Consider the following 20364-nt stretch of genomic DNA (forward strand, 5'->3'; position numbering starts at 1 on the left):
AATCTAGAATTTCTGACTACAATAATAATTATAACTATTAACTCACTATCTGAGATCGGACAGATGCACTGATTACATCAAGGCTTTCATAAAATACACATGCGCAGGCAAAAAGTAGGGCGCATTCTATTTTGGTAGGTACTCGTATTTAGCAAAGGACATGAATACACAAGAGTCAATAATCAGATTAAAGTGGGAAAAAGAGTATTCAAAAGATTAAGAGGGGTCAGCCATGCACGCGCCTCCCCTACTCTTTCGTACGAGTTAGTCAAAAAATCACATCCTTGGCATATGCATTGCTTGATTTAACGAACAGGGAAACTTTTTCCTTACAAGAGAAATGATCCCAAAATAAGGGGCGTTCAATTTTTATTTAAGGAGAACATGTATGAACATTTCAGCAGCAACCAGTGCATATCAAGCAAATCAAATTCAAAAGACACGTAATAATTCTTCCACACAAGCAAATGAGAAGACTGTTCCGAATAAATCCCAAGGCGATACCGTTACGATTTCGGAGGAGGCTAGAAAAGCGCAGAAGGATGCAGGTTACGACCCTGAAGCTGGGGTTTATTTTCCAGATTCAGTTATCAAGTATGTCCCTGATTGCCGCATACTGGTCACAGAAGTCGGCAGATACGGCCCAGTCTATAAACAAACTGCCACAGCAGAACAAACGCAAGCTTGGCCAGAATACGATAAAGAACTCACTCGTATCTATGATGCATGTTTAAAGAAACATGATATTACCGGGGAAAAGTTGGGAAAAATGCCAAAAGAATATCAAGAAAAATTTGAAAGAGATCTTCATCAAATGTTCGCTGATGATCCCAACAGTAAACGCATACAAGAGTTAATGGATATTCTGGATGTTAAGGTAGATCGACTGAACTAATCTACAAAAATGCTGATATGATCAAATGAATGTTTACGTCAACACGCACAAATATATCCCCCGCCCTAAAAGGACGGGGGTGCCAATGAAATTACTTAGAACTGCTAACAGGATAAATCTCTACCACATATAAACACTGGCAGGTCTGTTCCAGCTACTAGAATGAAAGCCAGTAGAAGTTATACCACCAGAAGCAGTTACTACTCTATAAAGATATTCTTTAGTGTAAGACCTATATGACTGCCATGAATTCGGGCTACAAGAATCATTTGCCTGCCAATAATCACCGACAACTTTTTTCCCTTTGAATACCTTTGATCCTGGGGTGAAGCTGGAACCCATATAATTATAGGAGCGGTAATCTCCATAGCTTCCCCAGCCCTTGTAAGTCACATGGTGCTCACGGACACCATTCAAAGTCATAGGCATGGCAGCAGTACCACGAACCTGATCAAGTTCCTGGTCAGCCATGGCAACAGTTTGAGCGCCCTGTGCTTCCAGAGAATCAAGGATGGCGTTCCCAGCAAAAGCGGATCCGGCCATGAGCAGCAGACTGAAAAGTGCCGCTATCATAAATACTTTTCTCATCTTTATCTCCTTTATAGGTTTATATAATTTCCAATAGCAGTTCTCAAGCCGATTGAAACGATTTGGCTAACGCTTCACACCCCACATAAGCCAACAATCATCCTGAAAACACTACGCAAAAGCCATTTTAGAGCAAAGATAAGAGCCCTCATTATAAACAGGTAGAGTTACACCCACCGTTTTATATTAGAGCAACACGTACACAACTTAATAGTTAAATAGCACATATCAATTGCAGGGTTAACGACAACTTAGAAAGTTGCCTCCTCGCCTATCTGTAAGAGTTCATGCAGACTTGAAATTCCGAGCTTGCGATAAATGTTGGTTTTATGTTTCTGCACAGTTTTGATCTCAATAAATAGATGTGCTGCAAGCTCTTTTTCCTTAACTATCCCTTCAAGAATACACCCTACCAATTCCTTTTCCCTCTTAGTGAGTTCTGCAAAATGATCTCCAGATTCGTTTGGTCTTCCTTTCAGAAAACCTTCCTTCATAATGCGCAAAACATTAGGACTGAAATATGGATCACCTTCAGTTACGCGAAGAATAGCCTTTGCAATATTATCCTGAGTCTCGCTTTTATCTAAATATCCGTCTGCTCCTGCTTTCAAGGCTGCGAGTACATTTTCATCGTCCACAAGAGCTGTGACCGCCATTACCCGAATATCAGGATTAAGCCCCTTTACACATTCGATAACTTTCAGTCCGTCAGGCTCTGGTAAATATATGTCTACAAGCATTACATCGGGAGTGACTTCATGACACAGCTTTATAGCAGACGAAGCATTTTCGGCTTCTGCGATTACCGTCCATCCATCTACTTTTTCTATTATTGCTTTCAAGCTACTACGGACCAATTGATGGTCATCAACAACAATAAATCTTCTATCTTTCTCCATAGCTATATAAATCCCTTATTTAATATATTAAGCTTATATTAAGTCCACAAGACGCAAGGAATTACCATCAGTATCTACAATAAATACTGATGCTATCCATAGAAATTTCACACGTATTATTTATAAAGTATTGCTAACGGCCAGGACCAGATTCTTGACTTAACTTACTGTGAGAACCATCAAATATTAAAATTATTGAGGATAAAATGAGAGTCTTTCCCTATCTCCGTGAGGACGAGTAAAACAAAAAAGTTTCCAATATTATCTATCGTTCGGCTGCAACAAAAAACAAGCCCCCGTCTTATAGGCCGGCTAATACGCTCCCTCAGACATATATGTCAACAATAAAGTCTGGCCTGACCATATAGTGAGGATCTTTCCTTATCCAAATATTTATTCACTGCCTGTCGCGCAATCCTCAACTGCAAACGTCACTTTGCAGTACACGAAGGGCAACTGCAAGCCCAAGTAATCACCCCCACAAACAATAGTCGTTTATTTTCAGTAATTTAAGAAGACATAAATTCTGGCCCGTCTTTTGCCTATAGCATGCCTACGGACACACGCAGGTCTAGGCCTGTTTTGCAAAATACTTTTGGAGGAACGTTAGAAATGGCAGAAAGTGCAGTTAATCAGAATAGCGACGTGGTGGTCGACAAGGCTTCGAGCTCTTGGTCAGACCTCTGGAAAAAAGAAGATTACTGGGCCATCTGGCTGGGATTCCTGATCCTGACCGTCGGCGCGATAATCTTCTTCAACAACAAGCCTGCGGATATGGAAGCAAAGTTCGCCAAGCAGAACGCGATCATGACCGAGGAAGCCGCCCGTGCTCCCTTCAAGACCGTGGCATGGTACGAAGCCCAGACCGCAAAAGAAAAAATCAAGGCCAAAGACGCCTCTATAGGTAAGGCCATTGATGGCTTCATGGCTAAACCCCAGAAATGGACAACCAACCCTCTGGACGCTTTTATCCAGACTCAGGAACAGGCTGATGCCAAAAACGCTGCAGCCATGCCCAAGTATGAAAAGGCCAAGGGCGCAGCTGCTGCTGCAAAGACAGCCGCGCTTGATGCCCAGCTGAAAGCAGAACAGGCCGGTTTTAAGGATGCAAGTCTGAACACCGCAGCTTCCTCATCCATTGAATCCTGGCTGAAACTGCGCGCTAAAGAAAGTTCCGCCAAAAAGAAAATCAAGAACAAACCTTACAACCTGATTCCGTCTCTCTTGGCACTCATGGTCGGTTTCGGACTGTTCTTCGCAATAGGTATGCGTTTCATCGACGGTGACGCCAAGCCCTTCCTCAAAGGCTTCGCTCTGGTATTCGCTGTTGCCATAGCTTCCTACCTTATGGCCAGTCAGGCAACCATGAAGCAATACGGTATCGGTTACGCTGCATGGGCTATTGCCATCGGTCTGGTCATCTCCAACACCATCGGGACACCGACTTGGGCTAAAAAAGCCTTGCAGGTTGAATTTTTCATTAAGACCGGACTGGTTCTGCTCGGTGCGGAAGTTCTGTTCAACAAGGTCGTCGCCATCGGCATTCCCGGTATCTTCGTAGCATGGGTAGTAACCCCTGTTGTTCTGATCACTACCTTCATCTTCGGTCAGAAAGTTATCAAGATGCCTTCCAAGACCCTGAATATGGTTATCTCCGCTGACATGTCCGTTTGCGGTACTTCCGCAGCTATTGCAGCGGCGGCGGCATGTAAGGCCAAGAAAGAGGAACTTACCCTCGCAATCGGCCTTTCCCTTGTCTTTACTTCCATCATGATGATCGTCATGCCCGCCATCATTAAGGGTACCGGAATGCCCTTTATTCTCGGCGGAGCATGGATGGGCGGTACCATCGACGCCACCGGTGCTGTTGCAGCAGCCGGAGCCTTCCTTTCCGAAAAGGCTCTTTACGTGGCAGCGACCATCAAAATGATCCAGAACGTACTTATCGGTGTGACCGCATTCGGTATTGCAATCTACTGGGCAACCAAGGTTGAAGCTGTTGAAGGACAGAAAGTACACGCCATGGAAATCTGGCACCGTTTCCCCAAATTCGTGCTCGGATTCCTGACCGCATCCGTGATCTTCTCCATCGTCTACACCTCTCTCGGTTCCGACGCCGGATTCACCATGATCGACCAGGGTGTACTGCGCGGCTTCTCCCGCATCTTCCGCGGCTGGTTCTTCTGCCTCTCCTTTGCAGCAATCGGACTGGCAACCAACTTCCGTGAACTCAAGCACTACTTCAAAGGCGGAAAGCCGCTCATCCTTTACGTATGCGGCCAGTCCCTCAACCTGTGCCTGACCCTGCTCATGGCTTACCTCATGTTCTACGTGGTCTTCCCGGACATTACTTCCAAAATCTAGACAATTGAAATCTCCCCACCAAAGGAGGGAGGCGCAAGTCGCTTCCCTCCGCCCCCTAAAACGAGGAACTTATCATGAAAAATAAAACTCTCAGCCTCAGAATTATTTCTTTCTTCGCCACATGTTCCGTTATCTGGGCCATGGTCTTTGTGGCAGGTCCCATGCTCATAGACACAACCCCGGCCTTCCGCACATTGGCGGATTTCGTTGTTGAATCAGATATTGAAACAGGTGAATTCTACTACACCGACGTGGAAATAGTTGGGCATGCAGACCACAATGCGCGCAGCTCTATGGAATACCTGCCCCACGGACCCGGCCCGGAATAGGATCCGGTTCTATGATCAGGGTTTGAACATGGTATCGATCATCTTCCCCGCACTGATCAGGTAATACCCGGTACGGGGAACAGCTCCGAAAAAATAACCTAGCTGTTCAAGCTCGCCGGATCCTAATCCCAGAATGGAAAAGTAGACTTTAAAACAAAGTATCAGAAGTAAAAAACAAAGAATGGTCACAGGTAATGATCCGCCCAAGCGGGCCAGAAAAGTCTTTGCAGAAATTTTCCTTTGAAAAAAGAGAACCAGAGAAGCAGCACATTCAAGAAATCCGTTCCAGCCCCGGACAAACATATCCGCACTGATGACCCCAGCCAGAACCGCTGTAAAAAAAAGGATTAAACTGTTCATGGCTCCCCCTGCCCTTAATCAGTCCGCCCCAAAAAACACCCCATTTAATAAGATAATAACCATCGCAGTCGATTACGGTCAAGGATTGCGGACTTGACAACGGATACCCCGGTTGTACTGTCCTGAACAGGCGGCAAAATATGAAACTTCCCAGACCATACTCCATTCAAAGCAAATTTCTGCTGAGCCTCATCCTGACCTCGCTGGTCATCTGTGGCGCTCTTTTTGCGGGCTTTTCCACTCACATGAGCCAAGTACTCGAAAACGTTGTACGCGAAAAAGCGAGTATGGTTTTCGGACAGGTGGATTCAGTGCAGAATTACGTGCGCGGCGTGCTCCGTCCGCAGATGTACAAAGAACTGCAGGAGAAATTCATCATTCAGGCCATGTCTTCTTCATTTGTAACCCGTAACATCATGGCCCGTGATGAGAACGAGCCGTCAACCTTCACCTATCGCCGGGTAGCTGAAAAATCCCGCAATCCCGCCTATGAAGCAAAAGGAATCGAGCTGGAACTGATTGAATATTTCCGCAAGAACCCGCAGCAAAAACTCTGGGAAGGCTATAAAAATATCAAAGGCGAAAAGAATTTTGTCATGGCCCGCCCGGCTGTCTTCAAAAAGAGCTGCCTGCGCTGTCACGGTAAAATCGAAGATGCCCCGGTGGAGCTGATTGAACTTTACGGAAACCGCGGGTTCAACCACACACAGGACAGTGTCGGCGGCATTGATTTCGTAGGCCTGCCGGTCAGTGCATCCGTGGCTCACATCCAAGAGACCATAATGAGCTACATTGGAGTTTTCCTGCTGGCGGTACTCCTCTACCTCGGAGCCACCAACATGCTTTTCAAGCGCATCGTAGCCAATAACATCCGCATCCTGACCACCAACTTCCGCCGCAATTTCAGCGATGAAAAGGGAGTTGCCCTATTCCGTGAAGTGGAACAGGAAGATGAAATAGGCGAGATGATCGGAGGTATTGAAAAACTCAGCGATTACATGTTCGATGCCCGCCAGAGACTTCAGGACTATGCCTCCAACCTCGAACATATGGTCGAGGAACGGACCGTTGAACTCGAACAGGAAGCCTCTGCCCGCCAGTCAGATGTAGAACTCTTTGTGCAGCTTCTGGCCGGATCAAGCAGCAGCCAGTCACGCGGAGAATTATGGAAAGCAGCATTGCCCCTGATCCACAAGAGATTCAATCTTGAACGGACTGCATATGTCTGCACATTCTCCAGCAAGAATTTCTATTCCATACCGGAAAATACTGAACGCCCGGAACTACCGAACAACTGGGTGGAACTGCTGACCAACTCGGTTTCGCTCATCCTTGGTGACCGGGCCTATCTTCCCGTGGAATCTTCTTCGGGTAGTGCTGAGGGTCTGCTTTGCCTGTTCCGCAAGGAAGGTTCGTCCTTCCGTGAAAAAGACCGTGGAGTACTACGGGCCATCGGCCGCCAGCTCGGGATTGCGGCGGACAGTATTTCCGCCCTGAACAGCATTGTGCGCCACAATACCAACCTGCAATCGATATTCGAGGGTATCAGCGATCCGCTTCTGCTTGCAGACGGAACCGGAGCTCCCATCGTTGCCAACGAATCCGCACGCAAGCTTGGGGAAGAACTGTCTGAAGGCTGCATCACGGACGGAGGGGTTGTAAGCCTGCTCTGCCACGGCTGGGGAGATTCAGCGAATTGCGGTATTTCCAAATCATTGCTTATGAACGAAGCCCTTTCACGGGAAGTTTCACTTCCTGAAGGCCGTTCTTTTGCAATCAATATCTACCCCATTCACCATACGGAAAATCCCCATGAACGCAGGGTGGTTGTCTACGTCCATGAAACAACCAGCCAGAAAAAAATGCTGGCCCAGATGACTCAGGCGGAGAAAATGGCCACAGTAGGTAAACTTTCCGCAGGGCTGGCCCATGAAATCAACAATCCGTTGGGAGTAATTCTCTGCTATGCTGAACTCTTGAAAAAAGGGGCCAGCGGCCAGAGTGCGGAAGACATTGAAGTCATCCTCAAACACACCCGACAGGCCCAGACCGTACTGAAAGACCTCTTAAACTTCGCCCGTCCAAAGGTCTCCTCGGCAACCGGAACCGAATTTTCCGCGATCATCCGTGAAGTAGCCGATGTTTTCCGCATTCAGGCAGATAAGCAGGGCGCTAGAATAGAGCTTGACCTTGATGAATCAATTCCTAAGCTCAATGTTGAGCCGCAAGCCCTTGAACATATTGTTGCCAACCTGCTTTTAAACGGCCTCGACGCAGTGCCGGAAAATGAGGGCAGGTTAAAGGTCTCCCTAGCTATGGAAGGACCTGAACAGGTCGTATTCAAAATCATGGACAACGGCCCCGGAATCGCACAGGAAGACTTGCAATATGTTTTCGACCCGTTCTACACCACAAAGGAAGTAAACAAAGGTTCCGGGCTTGGACTGGCTGTGGTATTTGGATTTATGAGCGATATAGGCGGTTCCATTGAAGTGGAAAACGGTGATGAGGACAAAGGAGAATTGTCCGGCGCCGTGTTCACCCTCAAATTCCCCCTCACTGCTAAGGATGAATAATGGTTGAAATACACCAACAGAAGATACTGATAGTTGACGATCAGGAAGACTTTGCCCGGGGAATTAAAAGGTTGATTGAAGTAGCCTTCCCCGAAAATGAAGTCCTCGCTGCCTTCAACGGCGAGCAGGCACTTGCTGTGCTCAATTCACAGCAGATCAGCCTGATGGTCAGCGACCTGCAAATGCCCGGAATGAGCGGTCTTGAACTTTTAAAAACCGCACTTGCGCAAAATGACATACTTTCCGCGGTTATGCTTACCGCACATGGAACAGTGGAGACGGCAGTAGATGCGCTCAAGGCCGGAGCCTACGATTTCGTGACCAAGCCCATTGAGCAGGAAAACCTGTTCCGGGTCATCAGCAAAGGGCTGGAACGAAGCCGTTTACTTGAGGAAAACAGACTGCTGCGAGCGCAGATTGAACAGCACAAAGACCGTTTGCTGGGCCAGAGCCCGCTCATGCAGCAGTTGAAACAATCCATCGGAGCTGTAGCCCGCACTGACTACAATGTCCTGATCATGGGCGACTCCGGCACGGGCAAGGAACTGGTAGCCGGAATGGTCCGCGACCTGAGTTCCCGTGCGGATAAGCCTTATGTAACGGTCAACTGCACAGCCATCCCCGAAAATCTCCTCGAAAGTGAACTTTTCGGTCATGTTAAAGGAGCCTTCAGCGGAGCTGACCATGACCGCGAAGGACTTTTCCTGCGTGCTGACGGCGGAACAATCCTGCTCGATGAAATCGGCGATATCCCGCTGGAAACCCAAGCCAAGTTGTTGCGCGTATTGCAGGAAGGAGAAATCCGCCCTGTCGGTTCAGACTGCTCAAAGAACATCGACGTAAGGGTTCTTGCATCCACCAATCAGGACCTACCCCGGCGCGTAGCTGAAAAAACTTTCCGCGAAGACCTCTATCATCGCTTGAATGTACTCCCATTGAACCTGCCGCCTCTGAAACAGCGAACTGGAGATATCCCTTTACTGGCCCGCTATTTTGCGCAAAAAGCCTGCATTGAACTGGGGCTGCCCGAAAAAAACCTTGATCCGGCTGTTGTTGGACACCTAAGTGCACAGAGCTGGAACGGCAACGTCCGCGAGCTGCAAAACACCATGCGCAAGCTTGCAGTATTCAGCACCGGGGAATCCATAACCATGCTGGCTGTCGACTTGGCCGAGGGTAAGATGTCAGCGGATGCCGGAAGCGACTCCATGTCTTCCCTGCCATACAAAGAAGCCAAACAGCAGCTGGTGGACAGTTTCAGCAGAAGCTACATAAGCGATCTTTTATCCCGTACCGGCGGCAATGTTTCAGAAGCAGCCCGTAACTCCGATCTGTCCCGAGTGGCCGTGCAGAAGATGATGGCCAGATTCCATCTTAAATCTTCCCTTTTTAAAAGGGATTAAGCAGCAGATCCCCGGATTCTGTGGAATAATTATCGTGCAAGAGCCTGATCATAAACTGCCGCAATCCTCTGAAAAATATTAGCCCATGTGTAAGGGGCTGTAAGCTTGGTAATTGCGGTGAAATCAGGTTCTACGTTTTCCTGCACTTCGCAGATGCTGGCTGCTAGAGCTTCCTGAAGCAACTTATCCAGCAAGGGTTCATCTTCAGGACGGGGGGAATCAATTGTCTGTAATGGAGGAAGATTAACCATACGGACCATCTGCCGTGATTGCCCGGAGAACAATTCCTTAACTCCGGGTAAATCCGTGGTCACTATACGACAGCCGCAGGCTAATGCCTCAAGCAGGACCAGCGGAAGTCCTTCGAAAAATGAGGGCAGGACAAAAATATGGGCGCAGCGCATCAGGCTTCCAAGCTCCTGATGTGAAAGAACGCCATGCACTGTAACCCTGTCACCCAGTTGAGCGGCAAGGTCCAAACATTGCTGCTTTTCAGGGCCGCTGCCCCCGCCCACCAGATGCAGATGGAACAGCAGGTCATCGAGGTCAGCCAGACAACGAAGCAACCAAGGAACGCCCTTTGCCCGGTTGAGCTTACCTGCGTAAAGAATTTGCACTGTATCCTGACCAGATTCATCAGAACACGTATAAAAGCACTGCTGATTGAATCCGCCGCTGATGGTTGCCACCCGCTCCTCAGGCATGTTTAAAAGCTTCAGAATTTCCTGTTTCTGCTGTTCAAACAAGGCAATGATTCGGTCGATGCCAGCCAGATCAGCCAATAAGGAGCGGCCCAGCTCAGGGCATAAGTGATGCTGACGCAAACATGTGCCGTGGCAGGTTGTGACCAGAGGAATGTCCGGCGCGACCCGTCTGGCTGCAGCTGTTGCCATCCACAAATGATTCGAATGAATCAGGTCCGGTGAAAATGATTTAACCGCCTTGGCTACAACCTTTCCGAACTCCTTTTGATATGCAGCGACTTCCTTCGCTCCCAGTTCGGAGCAGACAGTACTGGGGTAAGGCATGACATCGCTCATACCGACCACCTTAAAATCAAGATCCCGGTCTTCAAAACGCACAAACAGGCAATGATCCGGCTCGATTACTCCGGCAAGCGGCGTATCTTCGAGTTTGAACCCCTTGGGTACACCTGCCACAAGAAATGGTTTATACCCGCGATTCAGGCTCTGCAGGATCATTTCCTGCACATATTTGCCGCTGCCTGTGGCGTCGGGAATCTGGCTTAAAAGATGAAGGATTCTCATATCCAAGGCATAGGCATGTTTCACGATCCGGTCAATATCCCTTCTCATCATTGACGATTACCCCATATTTATATCGAACACTTCGATAGATGCAAGCTCAAGCAATAGAACTTAGCTATTTGATATGATTTTTAAATTCCTGCTATGGGACAAAGATGCAGGTTGAGTCACTCATAGAGCACGGCACCGGAGTCATTAACGAAGATTGCCTCGTCATGGAGGACAATCTTTTCGGTGTGTTCGACGGTGCCACCAGTCTGAGTTCCGAAACATACGAAAACGGCCACACGGGCGGTTTTCTGGCTTCCAACCTTGCCGGAGAAGAATTCCGCAAGAATCACGGAACCATGCAGGAGCTGGCTGAAAGGGCCAACCGGGTAATCAGACAGGAAATGGTTCAGCGTGAGGTCAATCTATCCAGCAAGAGAAACCTCTGGAGTACCAGCGCGGCAGTTGTCCGCGTTAAAGGTGATATGCTGGAATGGGCTCAGATAGGTGATTGCCGGATAGTATGCATTTACGAAAACGGTGATTTTGAATTCCTTTGCCAGTGCGCTGATCAGGATATGGAAACATTGAGCATGTGGAAGGAAGTAGGCCCGTCTACAGAGGACCCCATCGGAGTGGCCCTGCATGACCAGATCGCGAAAGTCCGCTGCCGCATGAATCTTGATTACGGTGTTTTCAATGGCGAACCTGAAGCAATAAATTTTCTCAAAACCGGAAACCATGAGCTGATCAATGTAAGCAGCATTCTTCTGTTTACAGACGGCCTGCTTATACCCAATGAAAAACCGTGGAAAGAGCGCGCATACAGCGAACAGGTTTATCTATTCCGTCAGTCAGGACTCAAGGGGCTTCGGGACCATATCCGCAGCATCGAGGCTACCGATCGCAGATGCTGCACCTACCCCCGCTTCAAAACCCATGATGATATCGCAGCTATCGCCATTACCCTGTGATTACCTATGAATAAAATTTTCTTTCCTGAAAGCCGCAAAAATATATTTTTTGCAATGAGACAATATATTATTCTCGTCGTTAACTCCTGTCTCAGCCCGGCATTTTTCTGAAAATAATTCAATCCTTCGCATATGTGGCTCGTTTGGCTTGATGTTCCCAATCCTCCCTTGACACAAGCATGAATCAAACCACATAATTTCTAAGATGTTTAGTTCATTCGGTTGAGAAAACGGGACAAAACACACCATTAGCACATGTAATTTTTAATCATGAAATCAAATAATTCGAAAAATATCCGTCCGCTTTTTTCTGAAGAAGGATTCACATTTAAAGACTTCATTGAGCACACTGATGACCTCTTTACGCAAGTGGGTACTAATGGTCGTTTCTTATACGTTAGTCCTTCTGCGCAAAAATATTACGGGCTTAGCCCTGAGAAATGTGTTGGGCTTTCTGCATTTGATTTTGTGCACCATGAAGACAAGGCGGCAACAGCGCAAGCCTTCAATAATTGGCTGAAAGATTCGAGTTCAAGCTTTTCATATATTAATAGACAGATACATCAAAACGGCAATTTTCATTATGTATTATGGACAATAACTGCCATTAAAGACTCAGAAAATAAAATTAAATGGTTTAACAGCATTGGAAGAGATATTACTTCCCAGAAAAACAACGAAAAAGAACTTCGAAAAGCTAAAGACCAACTAAAAAAAACAGTCGACCAGCAGACAGAACAACTCAACCTCGCGACAGAAGTATTCAAACATTCCTCAGAGGGAGTGACTATAACTGACAGTAACAATAATATTCGATACATAAACGACGCTTTCACCCACATCACAGGATATTCTGAAAAGGAAGCTATAGGGCAGAATCCCAGCATACTTAAATCGAACCGGCATAAACCTTCTTTTTATAAAGGAGTATGGAAATAGATTAAAGCAAAGGGGATGTGGGAAGGTGAAATTTGGAACCGCAGAAAAAACGGAGAAGTTTTTCCTGAATGGATTTCAATAAAAGCGATCACTGACGTAAATGGTGAAGTTGTTAATTATATTGCTGTATTTAGGGATATATCTGAAGCAAAAGCCAGCCAAAGAAAAATACAACATCAGGCATACCATGACGCTCTTACCGGACTCCCCAACCGGACACTACTCATAGATCGTATACGTAAGGCAATAGCCTCTTCAAAGGAGGCCAATAATTGTATAGCATTACTATTTATAGACTTAGATAATTTTAAAAACATTAATGATTCTCTTGGGTATGTCATCGGAGACACTATTTTACAACAAGCTGCGACCAGAATAAGAGAATTTATCAATGAAAAGGATACCGTTTCCCGCATCGGAGGAGACGAATTTGTCATCATGCTCACGGATCTACAGGACAAGCATGGTGCAGCAGTCATGGCAGACAAATTAATTAGTTTATTTGCACAATCTTTTAATGTTAATTCGCATCAATTCACCATTACACCTTCCATTGGCATTGCCTTATATCCCGATGACGGTGAGACCCCTTATTCTTTGGTAAGAAATGCCGACACAGCTATGAATAAAGCCAAACAAGAGGGCCGAAACAGATACCACCTTTTCACTCCGGGCCTTACAAAGTCAGCACTGCGCAGAATTTCCATGGAGAATCAGCTGAGGCAGACAGCCAGCAGCAACGGCTTTACCGTCTACTATCAACCAAAGGTGAATTTGCATGACAATACAATTGTCGGAATGGAAGCCCTTGTTCGATGGATACAACCGGACGGAACCATTATTTCTCCGGCTGAATTCATTCCGCTGGCTGAAGAAACCGGCTTGATAGTACCTATAGGCGAGCAGGTACTTGAAGCCGCCTGTTTAGATACGGTAGAACTGAACCAGAGATTTGGCACCAATTTAAAGGTTTCGGTGAATTTATCCTTACGGCAGTTCAAGCAAAAACAACTGATGAAAAACATAATGGATATTATTGCCATGACGGCAATATCTCCCAGTTGCCTTGAACTGGAAATAACCGAATCAACTGTCATGGACGATATTGAACAAACCAAGAAGACACTTGAGAAGCTGGACAGACTTGGTATTACATTATCTATCGATGACTTCGGAACAGGTTACTCATCACTGTCGCATCTGAAGAACATGCCCATGCATACTTTAAAAATAGATCAGTCCTTTGTTGCGGGGCTGCCACAAAACAAGTCAGACCAGAAACTGGTGAAAGCTATAATGTCTCTGGCCAAGAGCTTCGATCTTTCAACTGTTGCCGAAGGGATTGAAACTCAGGAACAATACAACTACATGCGAGAGCTCGGCTGCGAGGTTATGCAGGGATACTATTACAGCCCCCCTGTACCTATAGAAGAGTTCGCATCACTTGTAGAAGCCACCTTAAAAACAGACTTTTAAATACAACTGGCCTCATCTGTTTTGACCTGCCCTGAACCAATCACATCTGGTTCAGGCAGTCTTCACAGATGTCTCCTTCTTGCGTTGCATCTGCTGCATTCTGATTCGATTTTTCAAGAATCAGGTTTACCTTCTTTTCAAACATATCCACGGGAAGGTAACCCCGTACAACAACACCATTAATGAGGAATGTAGGGGTTGCATCTATCTTGAATTCTCCGGCTTCTTTTCCGTCAGCCAGCAGATATTCCTGAACCTGAGCAGAATTGGCAATTTTCCTGATCTGTTCAGGATCAACGCCTACTTCGCCAAGAATGTTGCTCAGCACAGCACCGGAATTATCATCATAAAGTTCCTTCTGGCGCTCAAAGACGAGATTATGAAACTGATAAGCCTTTGCCTTATCAAAGAGGGCTATGGCTTCAAAATAAAGAGCCAGCTCCCGCGACTTCGAATGCATGGGCAGATGCTTGAAAACAACCCTGTATTTTTCAGGCTGATCTTGAGCCAGCTTACTGACCACGCTTGCTCCCTTACTGCAATAAGGGCAAAGAAAATCCGAATATTCAACGATAGTTACAGGAGAATCAGCATTGCCAAGCAGAATCCTCTCAGCCTGAATTTGAGGATTTAACGGATTCTGTATTTCCGCTTCCAGCCTTGCTTCGCGCTTTAACTTCTCGCGCTCACTTATGCCCTGCTCGAGAATCACCAGCATATCCATTTTTCTTTCAAGCATGGCATCCAGAACAATCTCAGGGTTTTCACGGATTGCCTCGGCAATCTGCTCCTTAATCATCTGCTTATTAGCGCAACCGGAAATCAGAACAGCAACCGACAGAATCAACAGAATTCGCTTCAACACGGAATACCTCCATCCATTTTGAGAAATGCCCACAATATAAAAACCTACCTAAAAATATTTACCCTGCCATCAGCTGCATCTGGAAAACCGGCAGCAGGATTGCCATAACAATAAATCCGACCACCGCGCCCATGACCAGAATCATCACCGGTTCAAGAAGCGAAGTGAGATTTTTAACCAACTGATCCACTTCACGTTCATAATGTTCAGCTATTTTTCCAAGCATGGAGTCCAAAGAACCGGACTCTTCACCCATGGAAATCATTTCAGTAACATATGGCGGGATAATACCGCTTTCCTTGAGCGGAGTCGCCAACTTGCTGCCCTCACGAACCTCGGCAGTGGCCTTCTCCACAACTTTTGAGACAGCCACGTTTCCGGTAACTCCGGCGCTGGATTGCAGTGCAGTCAAAAGCGGAACCCCCGAACCTATCAAAGTTCCCAGAGTACGGCACCAGCGAGCCATGCTGACCTGAATGACGATAGGCCCCAAAGCCGGAATCTTTAATTTGGTACTATCAATCTGCATGCGTCCGCCGGGGGTGGAACCGATCTTCTTCCATGTCGGGATAGCGATAAGCAGAAACAGGGGCAGCAACCACCAAGTCTGCTGCAGAGTATCCGAGATAGCGATGAGCAAACGGGTGGCAACGGGCAGTTTCTGGCCCATGCTTGAGAACATCTGAGCGAACCTCGGAACAACAAGCAGCATCATGGTGATAATCGCCCCGACCATGGCAATAAACATAATCGCGGGGTAGATCATGGCCCCTGAAACCTTGGAACGCAGGTCCTCCTGAGCCTCACGCATGAAAGCCAGCCGGTCCATGGCCTGATCAAGCATTCCTCCGGTCTCTCCTGCTGCCACCAAGGAGACATACAGTATATCAAAATATTTGGGATATTCAGCCAAGGCCCTCGACAAGGGCATGCCCTCACGAACCCGTGAATTAATGGTCCCGATAACCTCTCCCAGCAAGGTGCCTTCATTCTGGTCACGCAGAAATGAAAGAGCCCGTACCAAAGGAAGACTTGAGCCCAGCAAGGTTGCGAACTGGCGGGTAAAAGATGTTATCTGCTTATAGCTGATGCGTTTGCCGAAAAGAGACTGGCTCTTCCCCTTAACTTTCGGATTTTCCCCTGACCCGCCGTCCTTGCGTTCCACACGCAGAACCCTGACTCCCTGCCCGGAAAGTTCACGTTGCACAGCGGCGGCATCAACAGCTTCCATATCTCCTGTAAGCTGCTGCCCGTCTTTGATTGCCGTGTACGTAAACTTTACCATAAGAGCTCCAATTACCTAGTTATCCTGAGCCATTCGATACACTTCCGCTTCCGTGGTCAGTCCCTTGGCCGCTTTGACAAGTCCATCCTGAAGCAGAGTGCGCATACCTTCCTTCTGTGCCTGCGCTCCGATATCCGCGGCACTGGCCCCGTTCTGGATGAGTGTCTGGATTGCCGGGGTATTAATCAGTAGCTCGAATATTCCGAGCCTGCCCTTGTAACCGGAACCTTCGCAAACCTCGCAGCCAACAGCCTGCCACTTACCGTCCGGCCCCTGTTTCTTGCAATTGCTGCACAGCCTGCGCAAAAGCCGCTGAGCCATTGCCCCGGCAAGGGTGGGCGCAGCAAGGTAAGGGGCAATCCCCATCTCCACCAGACGGGTGATAGCTGTGGGCGCATCATTGGTATGCAGGGTCGAAAGAACAAGGTGTCCGGTAAGGGAAGACTGAATGGCTATTTCCGCAGTCTCGAAATCACGTATTTCCCCGACCATAATTACATCAGGGTCCTGACGCAGAATACTTCTGAGGGCCGCGGCAAAGGTCAGCCCGACCTTGGGATTAACCTGAATCTGGTCTATGCCGCGCAACTGGTATTCAACCGGATCTTCAGTGGTAATAATTTTAAGTTCCGGTGACTTGATGTAATTCAGCGAGGCGTAAAGCGTGGTAGTCTTACCCGACCCGGTCGGTCCGGTAACTAAAATCGCTCCATGGGGACGGTGAACGAGGGCTTTCCATGTTTCGAGCATATCCGGCTCAAAACCTACGTCTGAAATATCGACCTTGATGGAAGACTTATCCAGAATACGCATGACCACGCCTTCACCGAACACGGTTGGAGTGGATGCCACGCGGATATCATAATCGGACTGCTCCATCTTCAAGCGGATACGCCCATCCTGAGGAATCCTGCGCTCGGCAATATCCAGATTGGACATAATCTTGATTCTGGAAATGATCGCGGCCTGATATTTTCTGGGCACGGTATTAACCACATGCAGGATACCATCCACCCGGAAACGGATTTCCAGACCGTCTTCATAGGGCGAGATATGAATATCAGAGGCCCCCTGAGCAATGGCATCACGAAAAGTATTATTAACCAGCCGGATTACAGGTGCGGCCTGCGCCATATCACGCAGGTCCTCAACATCATCCAATGAATCAAGGTCTTCATCCAGACTGGTAAAAACACCCTCCATTCCTTCACCGGAATAGGCACGTTCCAGAGCATCCACAAGATTGTCCGCCGGAGCCAGAACCATATGCACGGTCATGTCCAGAGCCTGCTCCATTTCAGAAACTGAAGTACCCAGAAAAGGCGTGGCAACAGCCACTTTCATCACTCCGTCCTGCTCCTTTGCCAAAGGCAGCAGCAGATGGTTCTTTGCAAAATTCTCCGGTACAAGCTGCACCACTCCCGGCTCGGCAAGATAGGTTTTATCAAGCTCCATCCACTCCAGACCAAGCAACTCCGCAGTACTGCGCAGCGCATCCTGTTCTGATTCCCCGGCCTGCCTGACCCGCTGCCACCATCCTCTGGCCCTGTCGGGAGAGGAAAGGTCGTAAAAGGTTGCCGGTAGGAGTTTGATTTCATTTTCCTGCATAATCTTTCCGGTGCTAAAGGTCGAAAATCAAACCGAATTCGTCCACCGCTAGGGGACTCTGAGCCTTACGCAGGCCACTCATCGCATCAGCCTCATCAGGTGTGGCAATTACATATGGAGTCAGGAACAACAACAGTTCCGACTTGGTCATGGAATCATCCTGAGAACCGAACAAAGGACCAAGCACGGGCATATTCCGCAGATAAGGCGCCCCTTTCTTGTCAAGGGCGCTGTTAACTGTCATGAGGCCACCGATAACAAGAGTCTGGGCATCCTTGACCAGCACGGTGGTGGAAGCCGCACGGTCCGTGGACTGCCACTTGTCAGGATCAGTGTCGTCAGCAAGCAGGCTGGACAGGGTCTGGTCTATCTTGAGAGTTACGTCCCGGTTTTCCGCGATGGTGGGCGTGATATCAAGCTGCATGCCGAATTTACGGTGATCATAGGTCTTGATTACATTCTGCTGGGAGGTCACCGAAGTCTGGGTCAGCTTAAGAATAGGTATTTCCGTACCCACGGCAATACTCGCCTTCTGGTTATCCAAAGCCACTATATGCGGCGCGGAAACCACGCGGGCACTATCGTCAGAGGCAAAAAAGTTCATCATCATCTTGAAGTTATCCGAATTGATGATGGAAAACTTCAAAGCCTCCTGCGCTGTATTGGCTATTCCGGTAGGATCGAATATATGCCCGAAATCCAATGCTCCCTTGAGGTCGGTACCGTCCGCATTGGTGGAGAACATCCACTCAAAACCGAGCTTGGTTTCATCCGTCAAGGTAACCTCAACAAGGTAAGCCTTTATGGAGACCTGCATGGTGCGGACATCAAGCTTGGATATAATTGTAGTGATATCGTCATGCACGCTTTCCGGGGCCAGCACGATGAGGGAATTTGTCTCATCCATGGAAAGAATCTGAACAGTACTCTGGTTAACCTTGCCTACCTTTTCGCTATAAAGCTTGGTCAGCATCGGAGCCACTGTCTTGGCCTCAATATACTGCAGGGAATAAGTCTTTGATAACGGCAGGGAACCGGGCATATCAATGTGACTGATCAATTCCTTAATCTTGTTCACATTGGCGGCAGTATCTGTGAAGACGATATAATTATTGGATTTACCTGAAAAAATTGATCCTTCAGGTGACAGAATCTGCCGAAAATCAGCTATTACGTCTGCAGCTTTCAGGTACTTGAGCATGATGACTTCGGTGACCATCTGGTCTCCGCCGACAGTTATGGAATCAACATTCAGCCCTTCATGCACAGCCATACTTTTGGAAACAATCTTATAATAACCGCTCTGCTGTACTAAGGTATAGCCTTTCATATCCAGCACGGAATACAGCAAGCGCAGGGCTTCAAATCTGGTCACGGGTTTCGGTGAGATAACCGTAACCGGACCTTTAAGCTCAGGGTTGGGAATAAATGTCTTGCCCATGAGATGCGAATAGAATTCCAGCACAGCCATGATATCCGTCTGCCGGAAATTTATCTCAATCAGATTTTCCCCTTTTGGCGCAGCTTGGGCAACCCCAACCCCCGTCCCAACAACGGAAAAAATCATTACCAGAACGACAAACCATCCTATTTTGCGGGCAAGTCTCATCATGAATTCTCTCGTCTTATCTTTCTTGAATGCGGACCAGTTAAGTTTCCCAGCAAATCAGGGAAGCGTGATGTTCACATTCATAGGTTTTCCTTTACGAATAATTGTCAGAAACACATCCTTGCCAATCTTGCTTTTCAATCTATCACTGACCTGCGCAATTGAACCTACGGGACTTCCGGAAACAGCCAGAAGCAAATCCTCCGGCAGCAAACCTGTATCCTTGCGTAACACGCGGGTCACTTTCAATCCACGTCCTGAATTAAGTCCCATATCCTTGCGCTCCATTTCAGTGAGCGGAACAAGGTTCACTCCCAGTCCTTTGACATTAGCTGTGCCGTCTTTGCCTTCCACGTCCGCAGGAACTGCCAGCGTATATGAAACCCCGGATCTTTTCGAAATTCCGGACTCGCTCAGCAGACTTTCAGCCTGTTCATCCCAGACGGTATTCATAGGCAAGGTCACATTCTGATCATTTCGGGCCAGGGTCACATGGTTGGAAGCAATTTCCACAAGAATGCTCTCCCTGACAGTCTGACCCAATGTAACCAGAGTGCTAGCACCGCCGTTAATACCGCTGATAATCGCATATGATTTCTTTTCTCCCGGCATAGTCGCCATAAGTGACAAGCCGGAGACATCCGGTCCTGGTGGCAGGGCAGGGGCCGTGCGCTTGTAGGAACGCTGCACCAGATTAAGCTGTCCATACTGAAAGATATGGCGGCGCTTGGTGGTAAAAAATGAATAGTAGGGATAGGTCAGCGGATCAGGAGGCGGAATATCACGTGTGGCATCCACATAATTTACTGCTCCGGGCTGCGGTTCAGGCAGGGAAAGAATAATCAGGGAACCGAGCAAGGTCAGGCATGCGACAATAAGCGCCAGCCTGAAAAAAACATCCGCAGCAGCTTTATGTAAATATTTTTCCATGCCCATGG

At 47.7% G+C, this 20364-nt stretch carries 15 protein-coding genes and 1 pseudogene; 7 read left to right on the forward strand and 9 right to left on the reverse strand.

Translation table 11 applies throughout. The features are described 5' to 3' along the window. Window positions 1–388: 388 nt before the first annotated feature. Window positions 389–895, forward strand: a complete 507-nt coding sequence (locus ACKU40_RS13660) for a hypothetical protein (RefSeq protein WP_320173349.1) — start codon at window positions 389–391, stop codon at window positions 893–895. 120 nt (window positions 896–1015) lie between these two features. On the opposite strand, the gene ACKU40_RS13665 is transcribed toward ACKU40_RS13660, so the two are convergent. Then, on the reverse strand, window positions 1016–1483 hold the full coding sequence (locus ACKU40_RS13665; protein WP_320173350.1) for a hypothetical protein: 468 nt from the start codon (window positions 1481–1483) through the stop codon (window positions 1016–1018). Between the two features lie 251 nt (window positions 1484–1734). After that, window positions 1735–2382, reverse strand: a complete 648-nt coding sequence (locus tag ACKU40_RS13670) for a response regulator transcription factor (RefSeq protein ID WP_320173351.1) — start codon at window positions 2380–2382, stop codon at window positions 1735–1737. A gap of 612 nt (window positions 2383–2994) precedes the next feature. Between ACKU40_RS13670 and ACKU40_RS13675 the strand changes: the two genes are divergently transcribed. Beyond that, window positions 2995–4746 (forward strand): putative sulfate exporter family transporter, encoded by a 1752-nt coding sequence (locus ACKU40_RS13675; protein ID WP_320173352.1) that lies wholly within the window; start codon window positions 2995–2997, stop codon window positions 4744–4746. Between the two features lie 74 nt (window positions 4747–4820). Beyond that, on the forward strand, window positions 4821–5075 hold the full coding sequence (locus ACKU40_RS13680; RefSeq protein WP_320173353.1) for a hypothetical protein: 255 nt from the start codon (window positions 4821–4823) through the stop codon (window positions 5073–5075). Window positions 5076–5090: 15 nt separating this feature from the next. Here ACKU40_RS13680 and ACKU40_RS13685 read toward each other — a convergent pair whose 3' ends face one another. Next, entirely contained in the window at window positions 5091–5435 is a 345-nt protein-coding gene (locus ACKU40_RS13685; RefSeq protein WP_320173354.1) for a hypothetical protein, read from the reverse strand. Between the two features lie 140 nt (window positions 5436–5575). Between ACKU40_RS13685 and ACKU40_RS13690 the strand changes: the two genes are divergently transcribed. Then, window positions 5576–8011 carry a DUF3365 domain-containing protein gene (locus tag ACKU40_RS13690; RefSeq protein ID WP_320173355.1) on the forward strand — a complete coding sequence of 812 codons (2436 nt, stop codon included), beginning with the start codon at window positions 5576–5578 and terminating at the stop codon, window positions 8009–8011. Beyond that, entirely contained in the window at window positions 8011–9414 is a 1404-nt protein-coding gene (locus ACKU40_RS13695; protein ID WP_320173356.1) for a sigma-54 dependent transcriptional regulator, read from the forward strand. The genes ACKU40_RS13690 and ACKU40_RS13695 overlap by 1 nt, the downstream gene beginning before the upstream one ends. Before the next feature lie 29 nt (window positions 9415–9443). On the opposite strand, the gene ACKU40_RS13700 is transcribed toward ACKU40_RS13695, so the two are convergent. Continuing rightward, the gene (locus tag ACKU40_RS13700) at window positions 9444–10733 is read right to left on the reverse strand and encodes a glycosyltransferase (protein ID WP_320173357.1); all 1290 of its coding nucleotides are present in this window, start codon (window positions 10731–10733) and stop codon (window positions 9444–9446) included. A gap of 104 nt (window positions 10734–10837) precedes the next feature. Here ACKU40_RS13700 and ACKU40_RS13705 point away from each other — a divergent pair, with 104 nt between their 5' ends. Together ACKU40_RS13705 and ACKU40_RS13710 are read left to right on the forward strand one after the other, a co-directional pair. Then, window positions 10838–11644: a protein phosphatase 2C domain-containing protein gene (locus tag ACKU40_RS13705; RefSeq protein WP_320173358.1), complete on the forward strand. Its 807-nt coding sequence runs from the start codon at window positions 10838–10840 to the stop codon at window positions 11642–11644. 270 nt (window positions 11645–11914) lie between these two features. Beyond that, a pseudogene (locus tag ACKU40_RS13710) lies at window positions 11915–14059 on the forward strand (EAL domain-containing protein). 40 nt (window positions 14060–14099) lie between these two features. On the opposite strand, the gene ACKU40_RS13715 reads toward ACKU40_RS13710, so the two are convergent. Genes ACKU40_RS13715 through ACKU40_RS13735 form a run of 5 tightly spaced genes read right to left on the reverse strand, consistent with a single transcriptional unit; the run spans window position 14100 to window position 20356 of the window. Then, window positions 14100–14924 carry a DsbA family protein gene (locus ACKU40_RS13715; protein ID WP_320173359.1) on the reverse strand — a complete coding sequence of 275 codons (825 nt, stop codon included), beginning with the start codon at window positions 14922–14924 and terminating at the stop codon, window positions 14100–14102. A gap of 58 nt (window positions 14925–14982) precedes the next feature. Next, window positions 14983–16209, reverse strand: coding sequence for a type II secretion system F family protein (locus ACKU40_RS13720; RefSeq protein WP_320173360.1), 1227 nt, complete (start codon window positions 16207–16209; stop codon window positions 14983–14985). A 15-nt stretch (window positions 16210–16224) separates the two neighbouring features. Continuing rightward, window positions 16225–17817 carry a GspE/PulE family protein gene (locus tag ACKU40_RS13725; protein ID WP_320173361.1) on the reverse strand — a complete coding sequence of 531 codons (1593 nt, stop codon included), beginning with the start codon at window positions 17815–17817 and terminating at the stop codon, window positions 16225–16227. A gap of 13 nt (window positions 17818–17830) precedes the next feature. Then, on the reverse strand, window positions 17831–19429 hold the full coding sequence (locus tag ACKU40_RS13730) for a secretin N-terminal domain-containing protein (protein ID WP_320173362.1): 1599 nt from the start codon (window positions 19427–19429) through the stop codon (window positions 17831–17833). Window positions 19430–19483: 54 nt separating this feature from the next. After that, complete coding sequence (locus tag ACKU40_RS13735; RefSeq protein WP_320173363.1) at window positions 19484–20356, reverse strand: PDZ domain-containing protein; 873 nt, start codon at window positions 20354–20356, stop codon at window positions 19484–19486. Window positions 20357–20364 lie beyond the last annotated feature (8 nt).

The sequence above is a fragment of the Maridesulfovibrio sp. genome (genome assembly GCF_963666665.1).
In the GTDB taxonomy this organism is placed as follows: Bacteria; Desulfobacterota; Desulfovibrionia; order Desulfovibrionales; family Desulfovibrionaceae; genus Maridesulfovibrio.